The sequence below is a fragment of the Rhodococcus sp. PvP016 genome, from assembly GCF_017832185.1.
Classification (GTDB): domain Bacteria; phylum Actinomycetota; class Actinomycetes; order Mycobacteriales; family Mycobacteriaceae; genus Rhodococcoides.
In genome coordinates this window covers 1,341,474-1,361,828 of record NZ_JAFIBH010000001.1, presented here as the reverse complement: position 1 = coordinate 1,361,828, position 20,355 = coordinate 1,341,474, and the positions used below count along the sequence as shown (strand labels likewise).

Here is a 20,355-nt window from a genome sequence, read left to right as displayed (position 1 = left end):
TCATGCGCCGAACAACAGGAACAGCCCGAGGAAGGTGTACAGCACCATCACCAGCATGAGTGCCAGTTCGCCGAGCAGCGCGTCCTTCTTCGGCAGGAGCCGCAGAGCTGCGTCGTGCGCCAGTGTCACGCCGACGATGTGCCCGATCACCACGCACAGCACCGTGATCGACGCGACCACCGACGGGTGCGAGGACAGCGCGTAGTTCACCGAGGCGTCCGCGATGCCGAGCGGATTCCATCCTCGGTCGAACGGATCGAACAACGTGAAGACGCTCTGCTGACCTTTCTCGACGAGATAGGTGAGGTAATGGGCGAAGAAGTACCCGACGACGATCGGGATCAGCGAGTGCGCCAGCAGACCCGGCAACTGCGCGCGCCGCTCCCTCGTCACACCGCCGGTGGTGCGCGCCGCGAGCCAGAACGCGCTGCCCACCACTGCGACACAGGCCAGCAACCCGGCCGTGCGGATCAGCACCGGGTCACCGAGATCACGTGCGAACGACTTCCAACTCGGCGTCTGCGCCAGCGAGTCGAACGCGGTGGAGCCGAGCAGCGTGGCCGTCACGGCGACGGTTCCGCGTCGTACGGGGAGGGTGGCGGCACCGTCGAGAGGGTTGCGCAGCACGAGGGCGCGGGTCTCGGTGTCGCGCGCCAGGATCGACAACCGCGCCACGGTGTCGCTGAACACCTCGAACGGATCCGCGCGCGCGAACCACTCCTCGCCGAAGATCAGGGCGCCCCCGAGCAGGATCACCACGTACAGCAGACACCAGGTACGCACGGCGGCAACCGAACCGGGATCACTCGACGCCAGTTCGAGCCACACGAAGGCCAGCAGGCCCAGCACCGCCGGCACCACACCGATGCCGTCGGGCAGTGTTCGCGGCCGACCGTGCGGCAGAACCCGATACAGCGCGCGGACCGGGGATACGATGCGCCACACCGGCCCGAACACCAGCGATGCCGGGACGAGTCCGACCCACACCAGCACGTAGAACACGCCGAGCAGGGCATTGGACGCATCCTGCGGACCCAGCACCGACGCCGCGCCGACCCACACGGCCAGCGCCACCGACGCGGCGCCGACGGCGGCCCGGAACGCGGGAGCGTCCACGACTCCCGCCAGCGGCGTCCGGACCATATGTCGATCGGGTGACAGACGCGGAGTCTTCCACGCCAGCAACAGGACCGCGAAGGACGCTGCCAGCGCCCAGGCGCCGCCGATGAGGGCGTACGTCACCGGGATCGGCAGGTCGGTCGATCCGCCGAGACCGTGCGCGAGAAGCTCGCTCCTCACGACCGGACGAGCACCGTCGCCACGGTGACGTCGGCCTCGTGCAACTCGACGTCCACCGAGCCCGGCACGTCGACCGTGAAGCGGAACTGCTGGTTGTCACCCACCGCCACCGGGAAGCTGTGCTCCGGAACGGAATGCACGTGGATCTCGTCCTCCGCGTCGCTGGACACGGTCACGAGGATCTCCTCGCCGACCCTGCCCTCGAGGCGCTGGTCCACCGGGGTGACCTCACCGTCGACGATGGAGACGTCGAGCGTGGTGGGCGTGATGCGTGGGACGTCGGATGCCGCTACCGAGGCGACCGGCGCCGAGGAGACCTGCTGGGGCGTCGCCTCGGTCTCCTGCTCCGCCTGCGAGCACCCCGCCAGCGCCAAGGCCGCCAACCCGACCACCACTGCGCGCCTTCCTATGGCCGACCGGCCTCCGGCCTTCCCGCTCACTCCGTGCCCTCCCTCTCGTTCGCGTCCTTCAGTTCGTTCTCGGCGTTCTCCGCCCGCTCGGCCCGCCGGTCGCGCACGACGATGACGATCACCACGAGGGCGATGAGCAACGCCGGGATGACGGCCGGAAGTGCCAGCACGACAGAGTGATCCGCAAGATAGATCACGTTCGGATCGGGCGTCATACGCGACTGCGCTCCTTGGTGCCCTTCGTCGCGGTGTTGCCGGGGGTGGCCAGGCTGATGCGCGCCGCGCCCCAGGACAGCGACCAGATGAGGGCCAGCGAGCAGGCCAGCACCACGAGGCACGCCGCCGTGAACAGCCACGCCGGGTGGTCGAACGAGCGCTCGCGCTGCAGCAGCTTGGTCTCGTACTGCAGCTCACGGGTGAACTCGGTGGTCGCGGGGACCTCCTCGGCGCCGATACCCTCGTCCGCCGCCATGAAGATGGGCGCACCTGCCATGGTGCGGCCGTCCTGGATGCGCAGGAACGTCTTCCACGTCCCGTCGACCGGCATGGCACGCGTGGAGCGGTACTCACCCGGGCCGGTGCGCTCGAGATTGTCGACGACGAGTCCGTGCAGCGAATCTCCCGCGCCCTGCCAGGAGAGGATGGAGACCCACTCCGGATCGTCGGACACCAGATCGCTCGAGGAGATGCTCACCGTGGCGGTGACCATGCGGAAGCCGTCCTCGCGGGGAGCGTCGATGAGACTCACGGTCGCGTTCGCGCCCTGCGGAACGTCGATCATCAGGCCGTTGGCGACGCTGCCGCCGAGCACCAGCACCATCGCGACGACGATGGAACGCCGGACGGCGGGACGCGGCAGTCCGTCACCGCTGAGCGCCTGCGCGAACAGACCCGCGGTGAGACCGACGACGAGGCCGGCCGGGATGCAGGTGGCGAGCGCCTCGACCCACATGCTGTTCGGCCACGGGTAGAGGAAGACGGCGTCGACCCAGACGGACTCCAGGTACAGGCCGACGGTGCCCACGGCGACACCGGTGACGGCGCCGAACAGGAGGCGGCGCCGGACGATCGTGGTCAGACCCATGATCTCGACGACCACGGCCATGCCGAGGTAGAGCGCGAACACGCTGTGCGGCTCACCGAGGACGGGACCGACGATCAGCGCGGTGATCTCGCGGATCACCGCGGCGAACGCGACGGCGAACAGAGCGGATCCGCGGCCCACCATGAGGCGGGCGGCGATGAGTGCGAAGGCGCCGGCCGCCGTCATGAGCAGCGGCTGGAACACGAGGCGGAACTGTTCGACGCCGAAGTCGTACTCGATCTGGAAGACGGACAGGCCGATGACCAGACCACCGAAGGCGGAGCTGCGCATGAACCAGGTGATGATCGAGCGCTTGCGCGAGTCGACGGCCTGCGCCGGGTCCGCCTTCGTGTCGCCGTCGGGCTCACCGGCGGTGGCGGCGGTGGTCACGGCAGTGGAGGCCATCGCAACGCGCCCCTCGTGCTCGAGCAGCAGCACGCCGACGAGCGAGAGGCCGGCGCCGCCGATGAGCATGAGGTGCGTGGGTCCCCACAGCGTCACGTCCTGGCCGAACATGCGGTGCCAGATGTCGTCGAGCGGAAAGCCGATGAGCGCGTAGAGGCCCGAGCCGGCGATGAGGAGCCCGCCGGTGGGCGCATACCAGGTCCGCGTGATCTTGATGGCCGCCGGACCGGGCTTCTCGTCGCGCGGCAGGATGATTGCCAGCGCACCGGCGATGAACAGGAAGAACAAGCCCACCAGGATGAAGTAGTGCGCCGGGTTGGCCAACGGGCCCTCGTCGCGACCACGTCCGATGTGCAGGCTGACGTCCCAGATGAAGCCGAAGAATGCGGTGAGGATCGTCGAGATGAACATGACGAGCGGCAGCGCCACCCACCCGGGACGGTGCAGCTTCTCGCCCGCGTAGTCCGCGAGGCGCTGCAGCCACGTGATGCGCCTCGTCCGGTGCATCACCGCCAGGTACAGCAGGAACAGCGAGATGACACCGGCTGCCGCGGTCATGCCGAAGACCTGATCGAGCGCGGCGCCGCCACCGGCCGGCGCCTGTGCGATCAGGTTACTCGAGGTAACACCTACATTGTTCACGCATCGGATTATGTCTGTAACCGGGCGTCAACACCAGAGCTACCCGAAAGTAATTTCTCGGGCACCCGTCGGTGCCGCGCGCGGCGGTCGTTGCTGCTCTATCGTCTGCGCATGGACGTCGAACTCCGGCACAACCCGGCTCCTGGCTCGGCAACTCCCCCGACGTCACCGTCGATCCGGCGAGGGGCTGGTGTTCGACTTCACGGGTCCGGGCCGCGTCCTGCTGCAGACCCGGAACCCTCGCGAACGAGAACCGGCCCCGCTCGAGCTGATCGTGGAATCCAGACCCCGGAATCCGGGGTTCAGACTCCACGATTCGCGGTGTACGCCCGCCAACCGCCGAACTCGGTGATGTCGGTGCCCGCCTCGGCCGCGTCGACGGCGCACATGAAGCCGACCACCTCCCGACCGTCGGACAGCGTCACCGGGCCCAGACCCATCGGCGCCGGCAGTGCCGCGAGGAACGTGCCGAGGTGCGCGGGCGCCATCCGGTAGAGCTCGCCTGCGATGGCGGCACTGCCGCTGCGCACCAGGCCCGGCTTGGGTGGGGTCGTGCCCAGATCGACCAGCCGGTAGTCGGCGGAGGTGCTCACCTCACCGAGGAAGCGTGCACCGCGCTCGACCAGCTGACCGTTCAACGGGAACCCTCGCAGGTGCGCGCCGACGACGAGCACGTCCACGCCGTCCTGCACGAGTACCGCCGTGTCCTGATCCGCCACCGCGGCGCCGATGTCGAGCAGTACCTGATCGGTGAACGCCGGGCCCACGACCATGACGCCGAAGGGTTCTCCCACCGTCGTGCGCGCGCCCGGCACCGCGACCGCCGCCATGTCGAGGAGATTGCAGAAGTTGGTGAAGGTGCCGAGCCTGCGATTGATGCCCAGCGGATCCGCCTGCACCGCAGCGATGGTGGGGTGCTCGGTGGTCGTCGGCAGCAGCAGTCCGTCGAGCCCGTCGAGAATCGACGCCGCATACGCCTTCGCCGCCAGCAGCGTCGAGAGGTCGTCGACGTACGCGTGCGCGGCCGGGTCCTTCGCGCCCATCACGATGCGGGAGACGGTCGGGTCGGCACCGTCGGGCGCGCCCTCGAGGAACTCGCCGACGGCGGCGTACCGCTGGGCCACGATCGCCCCGTCGTACAGCAGCACGGCAGCGTCCAGCAGCATCGAGATGTCGACGATCTCGTGGTCGATCCCGGCGGCGTCCAGACCCGCGACGGTGAGCTCGAACGCCTCCGTGTACTCGGGGCACAGCGCGACCAGATCCTCGGCGCGCGGCACGGCGACGCGGGGGCGCGGTGGGGCCGACAACGGCACCGTCGCGGGCCACGCACGACTCCGCGGATCCGCCGTGTCCGCACCGATCATGATCGCCATGGCCGCTGTGGCCGTGGCGATGTCGGCAGCGAAGACCGTCACGGCGTCGTAGTCCACGCACGCCGGGACGACGCCGGTGTTCGGCACCAGTCCGAGCGTCGGCTTGATGCCCACGAGGGACGCGAAGGCTGCAGGAACTCGGCCCGACCCTGCCGTGTCCGTTCCGAGGGCGATGTCCACGATGCCCAGTGCGACCGCGGTCGCGGAGCCGGAACTCGACCCGCCCGAGATCTTCTCGGGGTCGTGCGCGTGCCGGACCGCGCCGTACGGGCTCCGGGTCCCCACGAGTCCGGTGGCGAACTGGTCGAGATTGGTCTTGCCCAGCACCAGAGCGCCGGCGGCGCGGAGCCGCCCGACCACGGTGGCATCGACGTCCGGGGTGCGGGCGAACTCGGGGCACGCCGCCGTCGTCGGGAGACCCGCGACGTCGATGTTGTCCTTGACCGCGAGCACCGTCCCGTACAGCGGCAGGCTCTCGTCCAGACCGGCGGCCTCCGCGAGGACGTCCGCCTCGTCGCGCAGTGCGATCCACACCTCGGGGCGGTCGACTTCGGCGATGCGCTTGTACGCGAGCAACACTCGGTCGGTAGCGGTCGTCATCATGCTCCCTGTGCTGTGGTGAGGGCGAACTCCCCGGCCGCGGACCAGGCATCGCGTTCGATGCCGAACGCCTCGGCCTGCTTCTTGCGAAACTCGGCGATGGAGCTGTCGTTGTCGGCCAGGAACTCGTCGTGGTCGGCCAGCGAGAAGGTGCCGTCGGTGATCTCGACGCCCGCTCCGCGACCGGCCGCGAGATCGGCGCGCATGTCGGCGAGTTCCTCGGTGCTGACCGGGTACCAGGAGATGCGGTCGAAGAAGCGCAGCAGCCAGGGCGTGCCCTCCTCGAACCCCTTCGCGGTCAGAGGATGGCGGTGGTTCCAGACCTGCGTGGTGCGGCCGACGAACTGGTAGCCGCCCGGTCCCTCCATGCCGTAGATGCACAGATACGCGCCGCCGATTCCCACGGCGTTCTCCGGTGTCCACGTGCGGGCCGGGTTGTACTTCGTCGTCACCAGGCGGTGCCGCGGATCGAGCGGAGTCGCGACGGGCGCACCGAGATACACGTCGCCCAGGCCCAGCACCATGTACTCGGCATCGAAGACCGTGTCGTACACGTCGTCGACGGACTCGAGCCCGTTCATGCGGCGGATGAACTCGATGTTCCACGGGCACCACGGTGCATCGGAGCGCACGCCGTGCATGTAGCGCTGGATGGCCTCGCGAGTGGACGGGTCGTCCCACGAGAGCGGTAGCCGCACATGCCGACTGGGCACCGTGAGCTCGGAGGCGTCCGGCAGCGCGTCTTCGGCCTCGACCAGCAGATCGAGAAGCTTCGCGGTCGGCAGCACGTCGGGATCGACCTTCACCTGCAACGACCGGATACCGGGCGTGAGATCGACCAGCCCGGCGGGAGAGATGGCCTCGACGGCCTCGTGCAACGCGTGCACTCGGGCCCGCAGCGCGAGGTCCAGGGACATCTCGCCGTACTCGACCAGGATGTTGTCGTCGCCGGACCGGCGGTAGGTCACCGGGGTGAGACCGTCGCGACGCGCGATGACTCCGTCGTCTCCGTCGCCGCCGCGGGAGAAGACGACGGGAAGCGATGCACGTCGGGCGAGACCCACGGTGTTCTTCGATGCTGCCGCGGCGGCTTCGAGTGCCACGAAGCGCACCGTGTCGCCGGGGCGCAGCTGACCGAGCTTCCAACGATCGGCCGCGACCACCGTCATCGGGCACACGAAGCCGCCCAGGCTCGGGCCGTCGGGACCGAGCAGGATGGGAGTGTCGCCCGTGAAGTCCAGTGCCCCCACCGAATACGCGTTGTCGTGGATGTTGGACGGGTGCAGACCCGCCTCTCCCCCGTCGGTGCGCGCCCAGTCCGGGCGGGGTCCGACCAGCCGCACGCCGGTGCGATCGGAGTTGAAGTGCACCTCGTAGTCGGTGCCGAGAATGGTGTCCATGTCGGTGCGGGTGAAGAACTCGGGCGCGCCGTGCGGACCCTCCGTGACGGCGAGCTGCCACGAGTGTGTGAGCGCCGGAACGTGTTCCATGGGGACAGCCGCGGGCGTGCCGGTGGCGCTATCCGCCGGGGCGAGGTCGTCGCCCGCCTGCAGCACACGACCGTCGAGCCCGCCGAACGTGCCCAGCGTGAAGGTCGACGCACTGCCGAGATACTCCTCAGCCAGGACGCTACCGCGGATCGCGATGTACATCCGCAGACCGGCCCCGGACACCGCACCCACGTCGAGCACCCCGCCCGCGGGCACCGTGATCGGCGTCCAGCGCTCGGCGGGCACGCCGTTCACCGTGACGGGTGCGTCCGCACCGGTCACGCACACGACGGTCTCGTCGTCGAAACGCAGTGCGGGACCGCTCATCGTGGTCTCGAGCGCCGGGGCGCCCTCCGGGTTGCCGACGGCGACGTTGGCCAGCCGCAGCGACAGGTCGTCCATCGGCCCCGACGGGGGTACTCCCACCTTCCAGTACCCCACCCGGCCGGGCCAGTCCTGAATGGTGGTGAGCATGCCGGGGCGCTCGACGTGGATACTCATGCGGGCCGTGTCACGATCAGTCGTACCGGCGTCGGGTCGAAACCGTTGCACGGGTTGTTGATCTGCGGGCAGTTGGAGATCAGGACCAGCGAGTCGATCTCCGCACGCAGCGCGATCCGCTTGCCCGGAGCCGACAGTCCGTCGACGATGCCCAGGGTGCCGTCCGCGTCGACCGGGACGTTCATGAAGAAGTTGATGTTGGAGACGATGTCGCGCTTGCCCAGACCCCACCGCGACCCCTCGAGCACGAAGTTCTCGACGCACGCGTGCTGGTGCTTGGTGTGGTGGCCGTAGCGCAGCGTGTTCGACTCCTGCGAGCAGGCGCCGCCGATGGTGTCGTGATTGCCCACCTCGTCGGCGACGATGGTCATCATCGGCCGGGACTCGCTGTCGCGCAGTACCGTTCCGGTGGTGAGGTACACGTTGCCCTGCCCCACCATGGTGGCCGGTGCGCTGTAACGGACGGTGTGATCGTCGGCGCCGTAGACCAGGGTGTCGACGGCCTGGTTGCCCTCCAGATCGAGGATGGTGAGGACGTCGCCGGCGCGCACGACGGCGGACCACGGGCCGCGGGCGGGTGCGACCTCGTCGAGCACCACCTCGCCGGAGACGAGGGCCAGTTCCTGTACTGCTGCAGTCATCGGAGCACTCCTGCATCGACGGTGTCGTCGGTGTTCGCGACGGCACGGAGGTATTCGGGATCGGTGTTCGGCAGCGCGTCGAGATCCTGCGGCGACGGCCAGGCCAGCACCTCGAGCGACGTGGTGTCGAAGGTGGGCGACGGATCGATCGGGTGCGCCGTGTTGGCGATGCTCACGATCACCGGCAGATGCAGGATCAGGTCGACCTCGCGGCCGGCACCCGCGGAACCGGTGCTGCGGAGCGCCCCGTCGGGATCGACGGTGACGCCGTGGAAGAAGCTGAGCGTCGGCGGCACGTCGCGGGGGCCGAGACCGTTCTTCAGGGCGGCCAGGATCAGCAACTCGCGGCCCGCGGGCGACGCCGAGTACGCGCTGCCGTCACCGTACTTCGCGGTGTTGGTGAGCAGCGTCGTCGTTCCGCACAGTGCGTCGTGGTGCCCCGACGAGTCGGCCAGCACGGTGGCGAGCACCCGACCCTGGTCGGACAGCAGTGGGTGGCCCGCCCCCAGGTACGCCTGCCACGGCACCTTGACGGTGTCGGCGGTGTTGAGGCGTTCCCACGGTGCGTCGGCACGGTGCAGCAGCACGTGCGCGCAGGCCGCTCCGTCGATGTCGCGCAACCGCACTCGGGTTCCGCGCTGGAGCACCTTCGTCGTGTACCGCCCGCCGGGAACCGTCTCGGCCCAGACGAGCGACGCGGCATCGGTTCCGGGAACGTCGTGCGGCCACAGGGAGGGTGGGACCACCGGCATCGAGTCGGTGATCTCCCGAGCCTGCGACCGGGCGTGCTCGCGGGCGGCTGTGGTGGTGGCGGTCATGCGGACACTCCTGTGGTGACGGGGTTGGGATGGGCCTTGCCGCGCGGGAAGCACAGCGCACCGACGGCGACCACGGCCAGCACGGTGAGGGGCGCGGCCCAGCGCAGCAGCGGGAAATCGCCGGTGGGGTCGTAGATCTCGGGGCGCGGCCAGGACAGGTTGACCACCATGACGGCGCCGTAGACGACGGCGAGGATGTTGACGGGCAGTCCGAGACGGCCGAGCGTGAACAGCGGCTTGCCCTCGGAGTCAACCTTCGGGGTGCCGGTGGTGTTGTGGGGCCAGCCCTTCAGCCGCTGGAGGAGCAGCGGCACGGTGACCATCATGTAGGCGAGGTAGATGAGGACGATGCACACGCTGGCGAGGGTGGAGAAGATCGCCGAGTTGCCGACGTTGATCACGAGCACGAGGACGCAGCCCAGACCGATGACGACGGCCGGAGCGATGGGTGTGCCCGTCGTCTTGTTGACGCTGCCCAGGATGCGCGAGCCGGGCAGCCGGCCGTCGCGAGCCATCGAGAACATGAGCCGGGACGCGGCGGTCTGAATGGCCAACGTGCAGATGAGGATCGCGATGGCCACGTCGATCAGGAGCACGGTGCCCCACGGGGAGGACAGCACGGAGTTCAGCACGTAGGGAAGTCCCTGTGTTGCCAGCTCGCCGTCGGTGAGGCTGGGCGCTGCCATGAGGGCGCCGATGATCATGAGGCCACCGCCCAGTGCGGACACCGACAGGGCCAGCCGGATCGTGCGGGGGGCGACGCGACGCGGGTTCTTGGTCTCCTCGGCCAGCTCGCCCGCCGAGCCGAAGCCCACCATGACGTAGGCGGCCATCAGGCCCGAGACGATCCACGCACCGATGTAACCGGAATCGACGGGCACGCCGCCGGTGTCGAAGACGACGTCCGGTCCGCGCTGCGCGTGGGTGAAGAACACCCCGATCACGGCGATGACACCGACGATCTCGCACGTCACGCCGATCGAGTTGATGCGCGCCATCGCGTTGACGCCGATGGAGTTGACGGTGGTGGTGATCACCAGCAGCGCGGTGCCCAGCACGACGGCGTTGGCGGCGCCGTCCGACGAGGTCAGCGCCGTGTCGGTACCGACGATCTGGAAGCCGCTCCAGACGTTCGGCAGCACCACCTGCAGCGCGATGGCGGCGGCGGAGGCCGTCACGATCTGCGCGATGATCATGAACCACCCGGCGAACCAGCCGGTGATCTCACCGCCGACGCGGCGTGACCACTGATAGATGGCCCCGGAGATGGGGTAGCGCGCGGCCAGTTCGGCGAAGCACAACGCCACCATGAACTGGCCGACGAACACCACCGGCCACGCCCAGAAGAACGCCGGGCCGGCGAAGCTGAAGCCCAGGCCGAACAGCTGGAAGATCGTCGTCAGGATCGAGACGAACGAGAAGCCCGCCGCGAAGGACGCGAACTTTCCCAGCTTGCGATGCAGCTGCTGTTCGTACCCGAACTCGAGGAGATCGTCGGAGTCGCCGTCCGCGTGACGGTCCGACGGGGGTGGGAGCACGGCCTGGCTCATGGGTGTTCTCCATCGACGGGAGGGGTGTATCTGTCGAGTGATAGTTAATCGGACGCAGCGGCCGCGGTGGTGTCCGTGATGTATCGAGATGTTGCGAGTGCGTTACGCGCTCAGAGCGCGGAGAAAGAGGGGAAGGAAGGGGCGTGCCGACGGTGCACCGGCCTGGCGGAAGGGCGCCGAGTCCTGCGACGCGGCGATCCAGTCCCGCCGCTCGACGTCGGTCAGATCCAGCCGGAACCCGGTCGGCGCGACGAGCAGATGCAGCAGCATGGTCGCGGCCCGTCCGTTGCCCTCACGGAAGGGATGCACCTGGTTGAGGTCGGCGTAGGTGCGGCTCAGGAGGTACGCGAGCTCGCCCCGGTCGGCGGCGGTCCAGTCGGCGTCCAGGATGGTCTCGTGCACGCTCATGAGGCCGTCCCACACGACGGAGCACCTCGCGAACGCGGTGCCGTTCTTGGACAGTTCCACGGTGCGCACGTCGCCCGCCCACACGTACACGTCCTGGAAGACGTAGCGGTGCACGCTCAGCAGACGGTGCACACCGACGGCGCCCCCGAGGTCGGCCCGCCCGGTGTGACAGCGGACCAGACGGAGTGCGGTGAGGATGCTCTCCGCGCGGTGCAACTCGGCCGCGTCGACGATGCCCAGCACGTTGCGCAGCGTCGTCGATCCGGGCAGCAGGTACGGGGTACGCCGCGGACGTAGTGCCGCCCAGCGTGATTCGCGCGTCGGTCCGTCGCCGATCAGCCCCTCGCGCACCGACGGCAACACGGACTCGCCGCGACACTCGGCGACGAGGAGTGCGAGATCCGCCGGCGTGGGACGCCATCCCTCGAGCCGTTCGGCGGCGACGGCCTGGTCGACGGCGTGGCGCTGCTCCGGGGTGAGCCCGGCGAACGTGTCGGGATGCTCCTCGGACGGCCTCATCGCGCGAGGTATGCCGAGGCACGTTGTACGCCCGCGACTTCCCGCGCCGCCGCGTCGAGCAGGCTCCGGTCGAGGGGCGTGAGGTCCGACGGGCGCACCAGGTCGTCGACGGGGCGGCCGTCGCGCAGCGCCTCGCACTGGTGCCACAGCCGGATGCGCTGGACGACGTCGAACGATTCCGCGAGCACCTCGGCGTCGTCCTCGGACAGCACCTGCGCCCGGGCACCGTGCTCGAGCCGCGCCGGCGTGCCCACGGCGTCGTGCCCGGCGGAGACACCGGCCCAGCGCGCGATGTCCACGATGGGAGTCAGGATTCCCGCCTTCACGTCCATCGTGTCCGCACGACGGAAGAGCTTGTCCCGCAGCGTCACCCGAGCATTGATCGTCGTCGCTTCACGCAACATCAGCAGTCGCGCGTGAGCGGCGTCGGCCAGCGCGGCGCGCGCGGGCTCCGCCGGTGCCCATCCACCCGGCACCACCGGACGCGCATCGAGCGCGAGCGAGAGCATCACCACACCGGTGTCCTCGTACGGATCGGCCACCCAGCCCGCCACCGCGCCGGACCACTCGTCGACCGTCCGCACGAAGCGCGGCGACGCGGCACTCGCGTGGTGGGGATCGGCTGCGAGACCGCAGCGTTCGAGTACCGCGTGCACACTCGAACCCATCGGGGACGGGCCGCCCACTCTGGCCGTCTCGACATCGGACGACGGGACCGACTCGCGCCGAGCGACGCTTCCGGAGACGAGCCAGGTGGATGCGTCGTCGCCCAGCAGTTCGGCGGCCCGGCGCACGGTGGCCGTCACCACGGACGACCGCACCGCCGTCACGTCGGCCGACGGGACGCGGGAATCGTTCAGCGACAACGTGACCGAGGACAGGCGCCCGCAGGCCTCGACCAGATCGTCGACACTCGCTGCGCGCTCCACCGCGGTGCGCAGCGCTGTGCCCGCACGCAGCGCCGGCGAGAGCAGATCCTGTTCGAGGGCGATACCGAGCACGCCCCCACTCGCGTCGAGCACCACCAGCCGGCGGACACCCGCGGCGAGCGCGACGGCCGCCGCCTCCGCGACGGGCACCTCGGCGTCGACGGTGACGGCCGGAACGGACGCGACGGCCGACACCGGCGCCGCGGTGCTCAGGCCCGCGGCGATCACGCGTCGGCGGAGGTCGCCGTCGGTCACCACGCCCCACACCGAGCCCGGGCACTGCACGACGAGGGTGCTCGACCGCGCCCGGGTCATCGCGTCGGCCGCCTCCGCGACGGTGATGTCGGCTCTGCCGATCGGGACACCGCGACGCGTCAGCGCGCTCACCGGGGAACGCCGACGCGAGGAGGTCACCCGGCCACGTTAACCCCGACGGCTCCACTGTTCCTGGTGCACGGCGTCGGACAGGGGCCGACGCGGACGCCACCCGAACCGCTCGAGGTCCGGAATCTCCTGGAAGTCCGTCACCGGACCGACACACAGCCACGCGACGGGCCGCACCGCGTCGTCGCCGGCCAGGCCGATGACGTCCCGCAGCACCGCCTCGTCGTAGAACGACACCCACCCGACGCCGACGCCCTCGGACACCGCTGCGAGCCAGAGGTTCTCGATGGCGAGGGCCACGGAGAGCAGGCCCGTGTCCCGCACCGTGGCCCGGCCCAGGACGTGCTCACCACCGCGGGAGTCGTCGTACGTCACGACGATGCCGGTGCCACTGGTCTCGATTCCCTCGACGCGGATCGGGTCGAAGGTCTCGGCGCGGTCGGCGGGCAGTGATGCCGCGAAGTCGGCGCGGCACTGCGCCACGTGCGCGGCGAATCGCCCCAGCGTCTCGGGGTGCCGGACGATCACGAAGTCCCACGGCTGGGTGTTCCCGACGCTCGGTGCCCGGTGGGCGGCGGTGAGGATCCTGGTGAGGACGGCGTCATCCACCACCTCACCGCTGAACTCACTGCGGACGTCCCGACGTGCGGCGATGGCGTGGTACACGGACAGGTGCTCGGTGCTCATGTGGTGACCGTGCCAGAACACGCCTAGTGTCGACACCACTCGGTGCGTCCGAGTCTCGAGACAACCGGGGGGTCGATGCATCGTGGGTTCGACACCCGGCACCACGCCACCGCCCGGTAGGGGTCAGCTCACCCGCGCCGTCATCCTGCGCGCGGGCATCGCCTTCATCGACGACAACGGCGCGCGGGATCTGACGATGCGCCGACTCGGCGGGCGTCTCGGCGTCGAAGCCATGGCGCTCTACCACTACTTCGGTGGCAAGGAAGAACTGCTCGACGGCATCGTCGACCAGGTCATCGACGATCTGGGGAGCGACCCGCAGGTGCTGATGAAGGGCGCCTCGAGCTGGCAGGACTACCTGCAGCGGCTGGCGCACGGCGTGCGCCGGATGGCGCTCGAACATCCCGAGGTGTTCCCCCTCATCGCGACCCGGCCCAACAGCGCACCGTGGGTACGGCCCCCGCTCCGCAGCGTCCGATGGCTCGAGAACTTCCTCTCCAGCTTGAAGGAATGGGGATTCGACGACGCGGCCGCGGCCGCCGCGTATCGCTCGTACACGAGTTTCCTGCTCGGACAGCTGCTGCTCGAGGTCTCGGCGCAGGGAGTGTCGATCGGTCCGACGGACCCCAACGATCCCGACGATCCGCGCGCCACCGCCCAGCCCGGAGACGACATCGACCCGACGGAGTTCCCCACCGTGGTGCGGATGAGGGCGGAGCTGGCGCGCGATCTCGGGCTGCCCGAGTTCGAGAGAGCGCTCGAGGCCCTGCTCGACCGACTCGCCGCCACCCTGCCTCAGGCGGACGGGTAGCGCAGCTTGGCGCCCGCCTCGACGATGTCCGCAGCGAGTCTGTGCAGCGGACGATTGTTGTTCTGCGACAGCTTCGAGAGCATCTCGAACGCCTGGACCGAGTCCACCTCGAACCGCTCCATCAGCATGCCCTTGGCCTGACCGATGATGTCGCGGGACGCGAGACCGGACCGGAACTGCGCTTCCTTCTGCAGACTCTGCACCGCGATGGCGGCGTGCGCCGCGATCGCCGTCGCCACGGTCAGGCTGTCCTCGTCGAACGCCGCGGTCGACGACGAGTACAGCGTGAGCACTCCCAGCGTGCGTTCGTGCATCGCCAACGGAAGGGCGGCCAGCGCCCGGACACCGACGTCGTCGGCCACCTCCGCCAGATCGGGCCACCGATGCACCGGACCGGCGACGACGGCAGCGAGGTCCACGTCGGAGTCGGCAGGACGGGACAGGACGTCGATGCTCGGCCCGTCCCCCGGGCGCCTCTGCACCCGGTCGAGTGCGGCCGCGACGTCGCTGCTCGTACGGTTCGACTCCGCGGGCCCCGGCACCCCGCCCGCGAGCCGCACCGACGCGTGATCCGCGGGTTCGATCAGCTCGACCGACACCGCGAGGACGTGATCGAGAACCTCGTCGATCGTCCGGACCTGGCGCGACCCGGCGAACTCGCGCGCCAACTCGGCCAGAGTGCGCACCAGATCGAGGTGCTCGGAGCTCGGCGGCCGACCGTCGTTGCTCATGTGTGGTGCTGATCCCTTCGGTTCTCTCATCACTCGTCGTCACGGTCGTTGCAGACCGGACGACAAAAGGCGACACCCACCAGTGCCGACGCCTACTGCTGGACGCCGGGCGGGGTATCGCCTTCCGCGCAACTATAACCGGACAGCCCGACAGCGGTACGGTGGTCTCGCACTCCGCGTATCGGCCCGGGAGTGATGACTCGGCGACGGCGGGAGATGCGGGCATGACGGACAGCGTGAGCAGCCCGGACGAACGGCGCGCGCTGGCCCTGCTGGCGGATGCCCTGGCGGACCTGGACAGTGCGCTCGCCGTCTCCCACACGAGCGACGGCGCTCTCGACACGATCTGCGCGCGCGTCGTGACGGCGATCCCCGACGCCGACGCAGCGGGCGTCACGGTCTTTCGCCGCGGCAAGCCGCAGACCGCCGCGAGCACCGAGACATTCGTCCTCGAGATCGATCAGGCCCAGTACCGCAGCGAGCAGGGACCGTGCATCGAGTCGGCGTTGACCCACGAGGTGGTGCGTGCGGATCTCGACGACGTGTCCCGTCGCTGGCCGGTGTTCGCGACGGCGATCGAGCACCTCGACGTCGCGAGTTTCCTGTCCGCGCCCGTCACCGCTGGTGGTGCCCACATCGGTGCCCTCAATCTCTACAGCCATACCGGCCATCGGTTCGATTCCGTCGACGAGTCGGCGATGCGGGTGTTCGTGCAGGCCGCCCAGTCGGCCCTGACCGGCGCGGAGAACTCCGAGCACGCCGCGCGACAGGTCGAGACCTATGCCGCCGCGATGGAGTCCCGCGCCGCGATCGAGCAGGCCAAGGGCGCTCTGATGCTGGGGCTGAACGTGACACCCGAGAAGGCCTTCGACCTGCTGCTCTGGCGCTCGCAGACCACGAACATCAAGGTCCGAACTCTTGCCGAACAACTGGTCCGCGACATCGGCTCGCTCGGCGATGCGCCGGACTCCCTGTCCACCGAACTCGGCACGCTGCTGATGACGGCACACACGCGCGTGCCGGCGGGTCAGATCACTCCGGCCGAGTAGTGCGCCCCGTGTGGCGGGAACGAGCCCGGTCAGCTCAGGGCATCGATCACCGCACGCGCCCGATCCGCGAGCGAGGTCCGTGAGCGGCGGGCGGCGGTGACCAGCAGGTCGGTCGCCGGGCCGATGTCGAGACCGTGGGTCTCAACGAGCACACCGATGGCCTGATCGATCACGGCGGCGTCCTCGAGAACCTGCTGTCGACGCGTCGCCTCGACCGACAGGCGTACATCGCCCTCGGTGTCGACACTGACGGCCAACGCCGCCAGATCCGCGACGGCCTGGACGAACGCCGCCGCGTGACCCGGAGCCCGCCACGGCCCCGACGTGTGGACCACGACGGCACCGATGACCCGGTTCGCGATCCGAGCCGGGTAGGCACGCATGCCGCCGATGCCGACCGCGCGCGCATCGCGGGCATGATCCTGCCAGCGCCCCGGAGCGTTCTCCAGGTCGTCGAGGAGCACGGCCGCGCCGGTGCGCACGCACATCGCCACCGGTCCGCCCACGGACAGCGCTCGGTCGAGCAGTCCGGTCGAGGCCGCCGCGACCAGGTCGAGGTCCGCCGACCCGGACCCGTCGAACACCACCGACACCGCGGCGGCGCGCAGGGCCTCGCGCGTACGGGTGGCGAGGAGGTGGAGCAGATAGGGGGCGTCGACCCCGGCGGCCAGGTGGCCCGTCAACTCGGCGAGGACGACGACGGGAGACGGCACGTCGGTGTCCCCGACGGGGTCGGTATCGGGCGGATCGAAGGTGGGCGGGAAAGTCACGACGGCTGTCCTTTCGTCGTCGAGTCCGACGCGGTGTCGTCGGTGGAGAAGCGCACCTTGCGCTCGACCACCTCGCGGGCGATGTCGTCGACGGGGCGTCGGGCCGAGTACGCGGCGGCGCGCAGCCGGGCGAGCGCCTCGGTCGGCGACACCCGCATCTGCACGGTGATCATGCCGACGGCCAGATTGACGTAGGGCCGGGTGCGACGGTCGCCCAGCGGGGAGTCCTCCACCGCCTCGTCGACCGACTGCCCCGCGCCGAGGCCGGGCGCGAAGGCCTCCAGCAGGCTGATCGCCGCCGCGTCCGCGGTCAGCTGGGCGACGGCGGCGAACTCGTCGCTGAGCTCGCCGATCGTGGCGCGGTACAGCTCGAGCACGCCGAACACGGTGGTGCCGCCGCGCAGCGGAAAGGCGAACAGAGCGGCCGCGCCCCCGTCCGACGCGTCGGCGGCGAATCCGGGCCAGTGCTCCTCCGCCTCGTTGTCGAGGTCGGCGACGAACACGGTGCGGCCACGGTGGAAAGCGTCGACGCAGGGGCCCTGACCGGTGGTGAACTGCAGCTCGTCGAGGTACTGCGACACGACATCGGTGGCGTAGACCAGTTCGCGCGTGGTGCCGCTCATGACGGTGATGGCGGCGCCGTCCACCTCGACCAACTGCACGACACTGCGGCAGAGATCGGCGATGTCGGTGATGGCCAACGGTCCGTGCGCGTCGTCGTCACCACCCGATCGCGTCGTCATGACCTGCGCTCACTCCTCGTCGATCGACTGTCACACCGCTGTCCGTGCGACCCGAGGAATGCCCCGTGTGCCGCGAGTCAACCGTAGCGACAGGTCTGGACCGCGGGCGACCGACTCAGTACGCGCCGTCGCTGCCGACGACGGCCTTGAGGGTCTTGAGCACGATGAGCAGATCACCCGTCATGGACCAGTTCTCGACGTAGCTCAGGTCGAGGCGCACCGATTCCTCCCAGGACAGGTCGGAGCGGCCGCTCACCTGCCACAGGCCCGTCAGACCGGGTTTGACGAGCAGCCGGCGGCGCACGTCGCCGTCGTAGGTCTCCACCTCGCGCCGCAACGGCGGCCGCGGGCCCACGATCGACATCTCGCGGCGCAGCACGTTGAAGAACTGCGGGAGCTCGTCGATACTCAGCCGCCGCATCACGCGGCCGACCTTGGTGACACGCGGATCCTCGCGCATCTTGAACAGGACGCCGCCCTCGCTGTCGTTGAGCGCCAACAGCTCCGACACCCGAGCGTCCGCGTCCTGCACCATCGAGCGGAACTTGATCATCTGGAACGGCGTGCCGTCGAGGCCCATGCGCTCGGACCGGTAGAAGACCGGGCCCCTGCTGGTGGCCTTGACGAGAACGGCGGCGAGGAGGAAGAGCGGGGCCACGGCGACGAGGGCGACCACGGCGAACACCATGTCGAACGCCGTCTTCCCGAAGCGGCTCGCACCGTTGTACTGCGGCTTCTCCACATGGATGAGCGGGAGGCCGGCGACCGGTCGCATGTGCAGGCGCGGGCCTGCGACGTCGACGACTCCCGGAGCCACGACCAGGTCGACATTCTTCTTCTCGAGGTCCCACACCATGCGGCGAATGCCCTCGTGACCGATGTGGTCCGTCGCGGTGACGGCGACGGTGTCCGCGCCGGTGGCCTCGATGGCGTCGAGGACATCGTTCTCGTTGCCGAGGACGGGAATCTCGAGACCGTCGACGGACAGCTGATCCTCGGTGACCGGCTGGGTTCGCGGCAGGCACACCCCGACCACGGCGTAGCCGGCACTTCCGTCGCGGTTGAACGACCGCGCCATGGAGAGGGCCGAGCTGTGACTGCCGACGATGACGACCGACGTCTGGTAGTCGCCGCGGCGACGTCCGCGAGCCACGTGCTTGCGGAAGAGCCACCGCGAGACGAGGAGCCCGATCAGCCCGACCGGTAGTGCGATGGCCAGGTAGCCACGCGCAAGTTCGAAGCGGAAGAGCAACGAGATGATGGCCACGAGCCCGAAGAGGCGGAAGGTGGCGGACAGCAGGCGCCGGTACTCCTCGGCTCCCCCGCCGAGCACGCGCGGCGAGCGGGTACGGAAGATCGCGAGGAACGCGATCCACGTCAGCGCTAAGGCGACCGAGACCACCGTGTAGTTGAACGCCGCGCGCGGTACCTCGAGATCCGGCCGACCGAAACGCACCACCTGTGCGCAGGCGACGGCAGCGACGACGACGAGCACGTCGGTGACCCGGAGCCGGTCCATGTACGAGCGCTCCCAGTCGCGTCGCGAGGTCGCCCTGCGCGATCGCCGAGCCCGCGGCAGTGCGACGTCGCGGCGCTCGGCCGACTCGCTCTCCGCCGGGCTGGGGGCAGACACGTGTACCTCGTTCCGTTCGACTGGATCCGCCTGGGACGTAGGCCGCTGATAGGTGTACCAGGGCAGTCGGTAGCTTATTGCCTTCCCGCGAGGCCCGCTCAGACAACCACAGTGCGGTGAATCACATGGTGAGTTCACACAGATTTAGCGTGTTCGAACGACACGATTCCAGAGGACCCTCAGGCCAATTGTTTACGGCCGCTCACGAAGAAGACGATCCGCGAGGCGACATCGATGATCTGGTCGGCGTAGCGCTCGAAATACCGTCCCAGCAGTGCGATGTCCACGGCATTCATCACGTCGTGCCCGCGATCGTCCGCGGACACGGTGTCCACGACCGTTGTCTTCAGAGAATCGACTCGATCGTTCTGTGAACTCAGACGATCGATACGCCCGAGGTCACTCGTGCGCAGTGCGTCGACTATTCGACCGGACATGTCGAGACACAATTCGCTCATCTCACGAAACTGCGGCGTCAGATGATCGGGCACGATCGGCTCGGGAAAGCGACGGCGCGCGGCTTCGGCGATGTGCACCGCGAGGCCGACCATCCGTGAGAGGTCACTGCTGATGCGCACGGCCGAGAACACCCGCCGGAGATCCGCAGCGACGGGTGCCTGCAGCGCCAGCACGGTGACGGCCTTGTCCTCGCACCGGGCACCGAGCTCTCCGAGTGCCTCGCCGCGGGCGATGACGGATTCGGCAGCCTGCAGATCGCCGTCGAGCAGCGCGATGCTGGCGTCGCGCATGGCGGTCTCCGCCGCCTGCGCGAGAGCGCACAGATCGTCGTTCAATCCCTCGAGCTGAGCTGTGTACGCAGTGCGCATGATGTCCCCGATCCTGGCCGTCCCGCCGCCGGGTCCCGAGGGACTCGA

General features: G+C 69.4%; 19 protein-coding genes. 2 read left to right on the top strand and 17 right to left on the bottom strand.

Annotated elements, in window-relative coordinates; all coding sequences use genetic code 11:
• From JOE30_RS06380 to bluB, 12 genes are all read right to left on the bottom strand, one after another.
• Positions 1–1,299: a hypothetical protein gene (locus JOE30_RS06380; RefSeq protein ID WP_204869846.1), complete on the bottom strand. Its 1,299-nt coding sequence runs from the start codon at positions 1,297–1,299 to the stop codon at positions 1–3.
• Positions 1,296–1,694: a hypothetical protein gene (locus JOE30_RS06375; RefSeq protein ID WP_307806085.1), complete on the bottom strand. Its 399-nt coding sequence runs from the start codon at positions 1,692–1,694 to the stop codon at positions 1,296–1,298. The genes JOE30_RS06380 and JOE30_RS06375 overlap by 4 nt, the downstream gene beginning before the upstream one ends.
• Positions 1,695–1,735: 41 nt before the next feature.
• The gene (locus JOE30_RS06370; RefSeq protein ID WP_204869845.1) at positions 1,736–1,924 is read right to left on the bottom strand and encodes a hypothetical protein; all 189 of its coding nucleotides are present in this window, start codon (positions 1,922–1,924) and stop codon (positions 1,736–1,738) included.
• Entirely contained in the window at positions 1,921–3,840 is a 1,920-nt protein-coding gene (locus tag JOE30_RS06365) for a hypothetical protein (protein ID WP_204869844.1), read from the bottom strand. The genes JOE30_RS06370 and JOE30_RS06365 overlap by 4 nt, the downstream gene beginning before the upstream one ends.
• A gap of 302 nt (positions 3,841–4,142) precedes the next feature.
• Complete coding sequence (atzF, locus tag JOE30_RS06360) at positions 4,143–5,816, bottom strand: allophanate hydrolase (protein WP_239532499.1); 1,674 nt, start codon at positions 5,814–5,816, stop codon at positions 4,143–4,145.
• Positions 5,816–7,807 carry a 5-oxoprolinase/urea amidolyase family protein gene (locus tag JOE30_RS06355; protein WP_204869842.1) on the bottom strand — a complete coding sequence of 664 codons (1,992 nt, stop codon included), beginning with the start codon at positions 7,805–7,807 and terminating at the stop codon, positions 5,816–5,818. Before JOE30_RS06355 ends, atzF begins: the two co-directional genes overlap by 1 nt.
• On the bottom strand, positions 7,804–8,448 hold the full coding sequence (locus tag JOE30_RS06350; protein ID WP_204869841.1) for an urea amidolyase associated protein UAAP2: 645 nt from the start codon (positions 8,446–8,448) through the stop codon (positions 7,804–7,806). Before JOE30_RS06350 ends, JOE30_RS06355 begins: the two co-directional genes overlap by 4 nt.
• Entirely contained in the window at positions 8,445–9,266 is an 822-nt protein-coding gene (locus JOE30_RS06345; protein ID WP_204869840.1) for an urea amidolyase associated protein UAAP1, read from the bottom strand. The genes JOE30_RS06350 and JOE30_RS06345 overlap by 4 nt, the downstream gene beginning before the upstream one ends.
• Positions 9,263–10,816, bottom strand: coding sequence for an amino acid permease (locus JOE30_RS06340; protein ID WP_204869839.1), 1,554 nt, complete (start codon positions 10,814–10,816; stop codon positions 9,263–9,265). The genes JOE30_RS06345 and JOE30_RS06340 overlap by 4 nt, the downstream gene beginning before the upstream one ends.
• Before the next feature lie 102 nt (positions 10,817–10,918).
• Entirely contained in the window at positions 10,919–11,743 is an 825-nt protein-coding gene (locus tag JOE30_RS06335) for a Fic family protein (RefSeq protein ID WP_204869838.1), read from the bottom strand.
• Positions 11,740–13,086 (bottom strand): putative nucleotidyltransferase substrate binding domain-containing protein, encoded by a 1,347-nt coding sequence (locus JOE30_RS06330; RefSeq protein ID WP_204869837.1) that lies wholly within the window; start codon positions 13,084–13,086, stop codon positions 11,740–11,742. The genes JOE30_RS06335 and JOE30_RS06330 overlap by 4 nt, the downstream gene beginning before the upstream one ends.
• A 9-nt stretch (positions 13,087–13,095) precedes the next feature.
• On the bottom strand, positions 13,096–13,743 hold the full coding sequence (gene bluB / locus JOE30_RS06325; protein ID WP_204869836.1) for a 5,6-dimethylbenzimidazole synthase: 648 nt from the start codon (positions 13,741–13,743) through the stop codon (positions 13,096–13,098).
• Positions 13,744–13,822: 79 nt separating this feature from the next.
• On the opposite strand from bluB, the gene JOE30_RS06320 reads away from it, so the two are divergent.
• The gene (locus JOE30_RS06320) at positions 13,823–14,554 is read left to right on the top strand and encodes a TetR/AcrR family transcriptional regulator (RefSeq protein ID WP_056444334.1); all 732 of its coding nucleotides are present in this window, start codon (positions 13,823–13,825) and stop codon (positions 14,552–14,554) included.
• Here JOE30_RS06320 and JOE30_RS06315 read toward each other — a convergent pair.
• Entirely contained in the window at positions 14,539–15,285 is a 747-nt protein-coding gene (locus tag JOE30_RS06315; RefSeq protein WP_204869835.1) for a GAF and ANTAR domain-containing protein, read from the bottom strand. The two genes, JOE30_RS06320 and JOE30_RS06315, sit on opposite strands and share 16 nt — an antisense overlap.
• Positions 15,286–15,509: 224 nt before the next feature.
• On the opposite strand from JOE30_RS06315, the gene JOE30_RS06310 reads away from it, so the two are divergent.
• On the top strand, positions 15,510–16,334 hold the full coding sequence (locus JOE30_RS06310; RefSeq protein ID WP_204869834.1) for a GAF and ANTAR domain-containing protein: 825 nt from the start codon (positions 15,510–15,512) through the stop codon (positions 16,332–16,334).
• Between the two features lie 29 nt (positions 16,335–16,363).
• Here the strand turns inward: JOE30_RS06310 and JOE30_RS06305 are convergent, their stop codons facing one another.
• The 4 genes from JOE30_RS06305 to JOE30_RS06290 all read right to left on the bottom strand — a co-directional run bounded on the left by JOE30_RS06305 (position 16,364) and on the right by JOE30_RS06290 (position 20,307).
• Positions 16,364–17,104, bottom strand: a complete 741-nt coding sequence (locus JOE30_RS06305) for a GAF and ANTAR domain-containing protein (protein ID WP_204869833.1) — start codon at positions 17,102–17,104, stop codon at positions 16,364–16,366.
• Positions 17,101–17,847: a GAF domain-containing protein gene (locus tag JOE30_RS06300; protein ID WP_204869832.1), complete on the bottom strand. Its 747-nt coding sequence runs from the start codon at positions 17,845–17,847 to the stop codon at positions 17,101–17,103. Before JOE30_RS06300 ends, JOE30_RS06305 begins: the two co-directional genes overlap by 4 nt.
• 115 nt (positions 17,848–17,962) lie before the next feature.
• Entirely contained in the window at positions 17,963–19,366 is a 1,404-nt protein-coding gene (locus JOE30_RS06295) for a sugar transferase (protein ID WP_204870822.1), read from the bottom strand.
• 293 nt (positions 19,367–19,659) lie between these two features.
• On the bottom strand, positions 19,660–20,307 hold the full coding sequence (locus JOE30_RS06290; protein ID WP_204869831.1) for a PhoU domain-containing protein: 648 nt from the start codon (positions 20,305–20,307) through the stop codon (positions 19,660–19,662).
• Positions 20,308–20,355: the final 48 nt, after the last annotated feature.

Bases quoted from the DNA above. Each gene is read 5' to 3' on its own strand.
- JOE30_RS06370 (WP_204869845.1), bottom strand. From the start codon at position 1,924: ATGACGCCCGATCCGAACGTGATCTATCTTGCGGATCACTCTGTCGTG.
- atzF (WP_239532499.1), bottom strand. From the start codon at position 5,816: ATGACGACCGCTACCGACCGAGTGTTGCTCGCGTACAAGCGCATCGCC.
- JOE30_RS06355 (WP_204869842.1), bottom strand. From the start codon at position 7,807: ATGAGTATCCACGTCGAGCGCCCCGGCATGCTCACCACCATTCAGGAC.
- JOE30_RS06350 (WP_204869841.1), bottom strand. From the start codon at position 8,448: ATGACTGCAGCAGTACAGGAACTGGCCCTCGTCTCCGGCGAGGTGGTG.
- JOE30_RS06345 (WP_204869840.1), bottom strand. From the start codon at position 9,266: ATGACCGCCACCACCACAGCCGCCCGCGAGCACGCCCGGTCGCAGGCT.
- JOE30_RS06340 (WP_204869839.1), bottom strand. From the start codon at position 10,816: ATGAGCCAGGCCGTGCTCCCACCCCCGTCGGACCGTCACGCGGACGGC.
- JOE30_RS06335 (WP_204869838.1), bottom strand. From the start codon at position 11,743: ATGAGGCCGTCCGAGGAGCATCCCGACACGTTCGCCGGGCTCACCCCG.
- bluB (WP_204869836.1), bottom strand. From the start codon at position 13,743: ATGAGCACCGAGCACCTGTCCGTGTACCACGCCATCGCCGCACGTCGG.
- JOE30_RS06315 (WP_204869835.1), bottom strand. From the start codon at position 15,285: ATGAGCAACGACGGTCGGCCGCCGAGCTCCGAGCACCTCGATCTGGTG.
- JOE30_RS06310 (WP_204869834.1), top strand. From the start codon at position 15,510: ATGACGGACAGCGTGAGCAGCCCGGACGAACGGCGCGCGCTGGCCCTG.
- JOE30_RS06300 (WP_204869832.1), bottom strand. From the start codon at position 17,847: ATGACGACGCGATCGGGTGGTGACGACGACGCGCACGGACCGTTGGCC.
- JOE30_RS06295 (WP_204870822.1), bottom strand. From the start codon at position 19,366: ATGGACCGGCTCCGGGTCACCGACGTGCTCGTCGTCGTCGCTGCCGTC.
- JOE30_RS06290 (WP_204869831.1), bottom strand. From the start codon at position 20,307: ATGCGCACTGCGTACACAGCTCAGCTCGAGGGATTGAACGACGATCTG.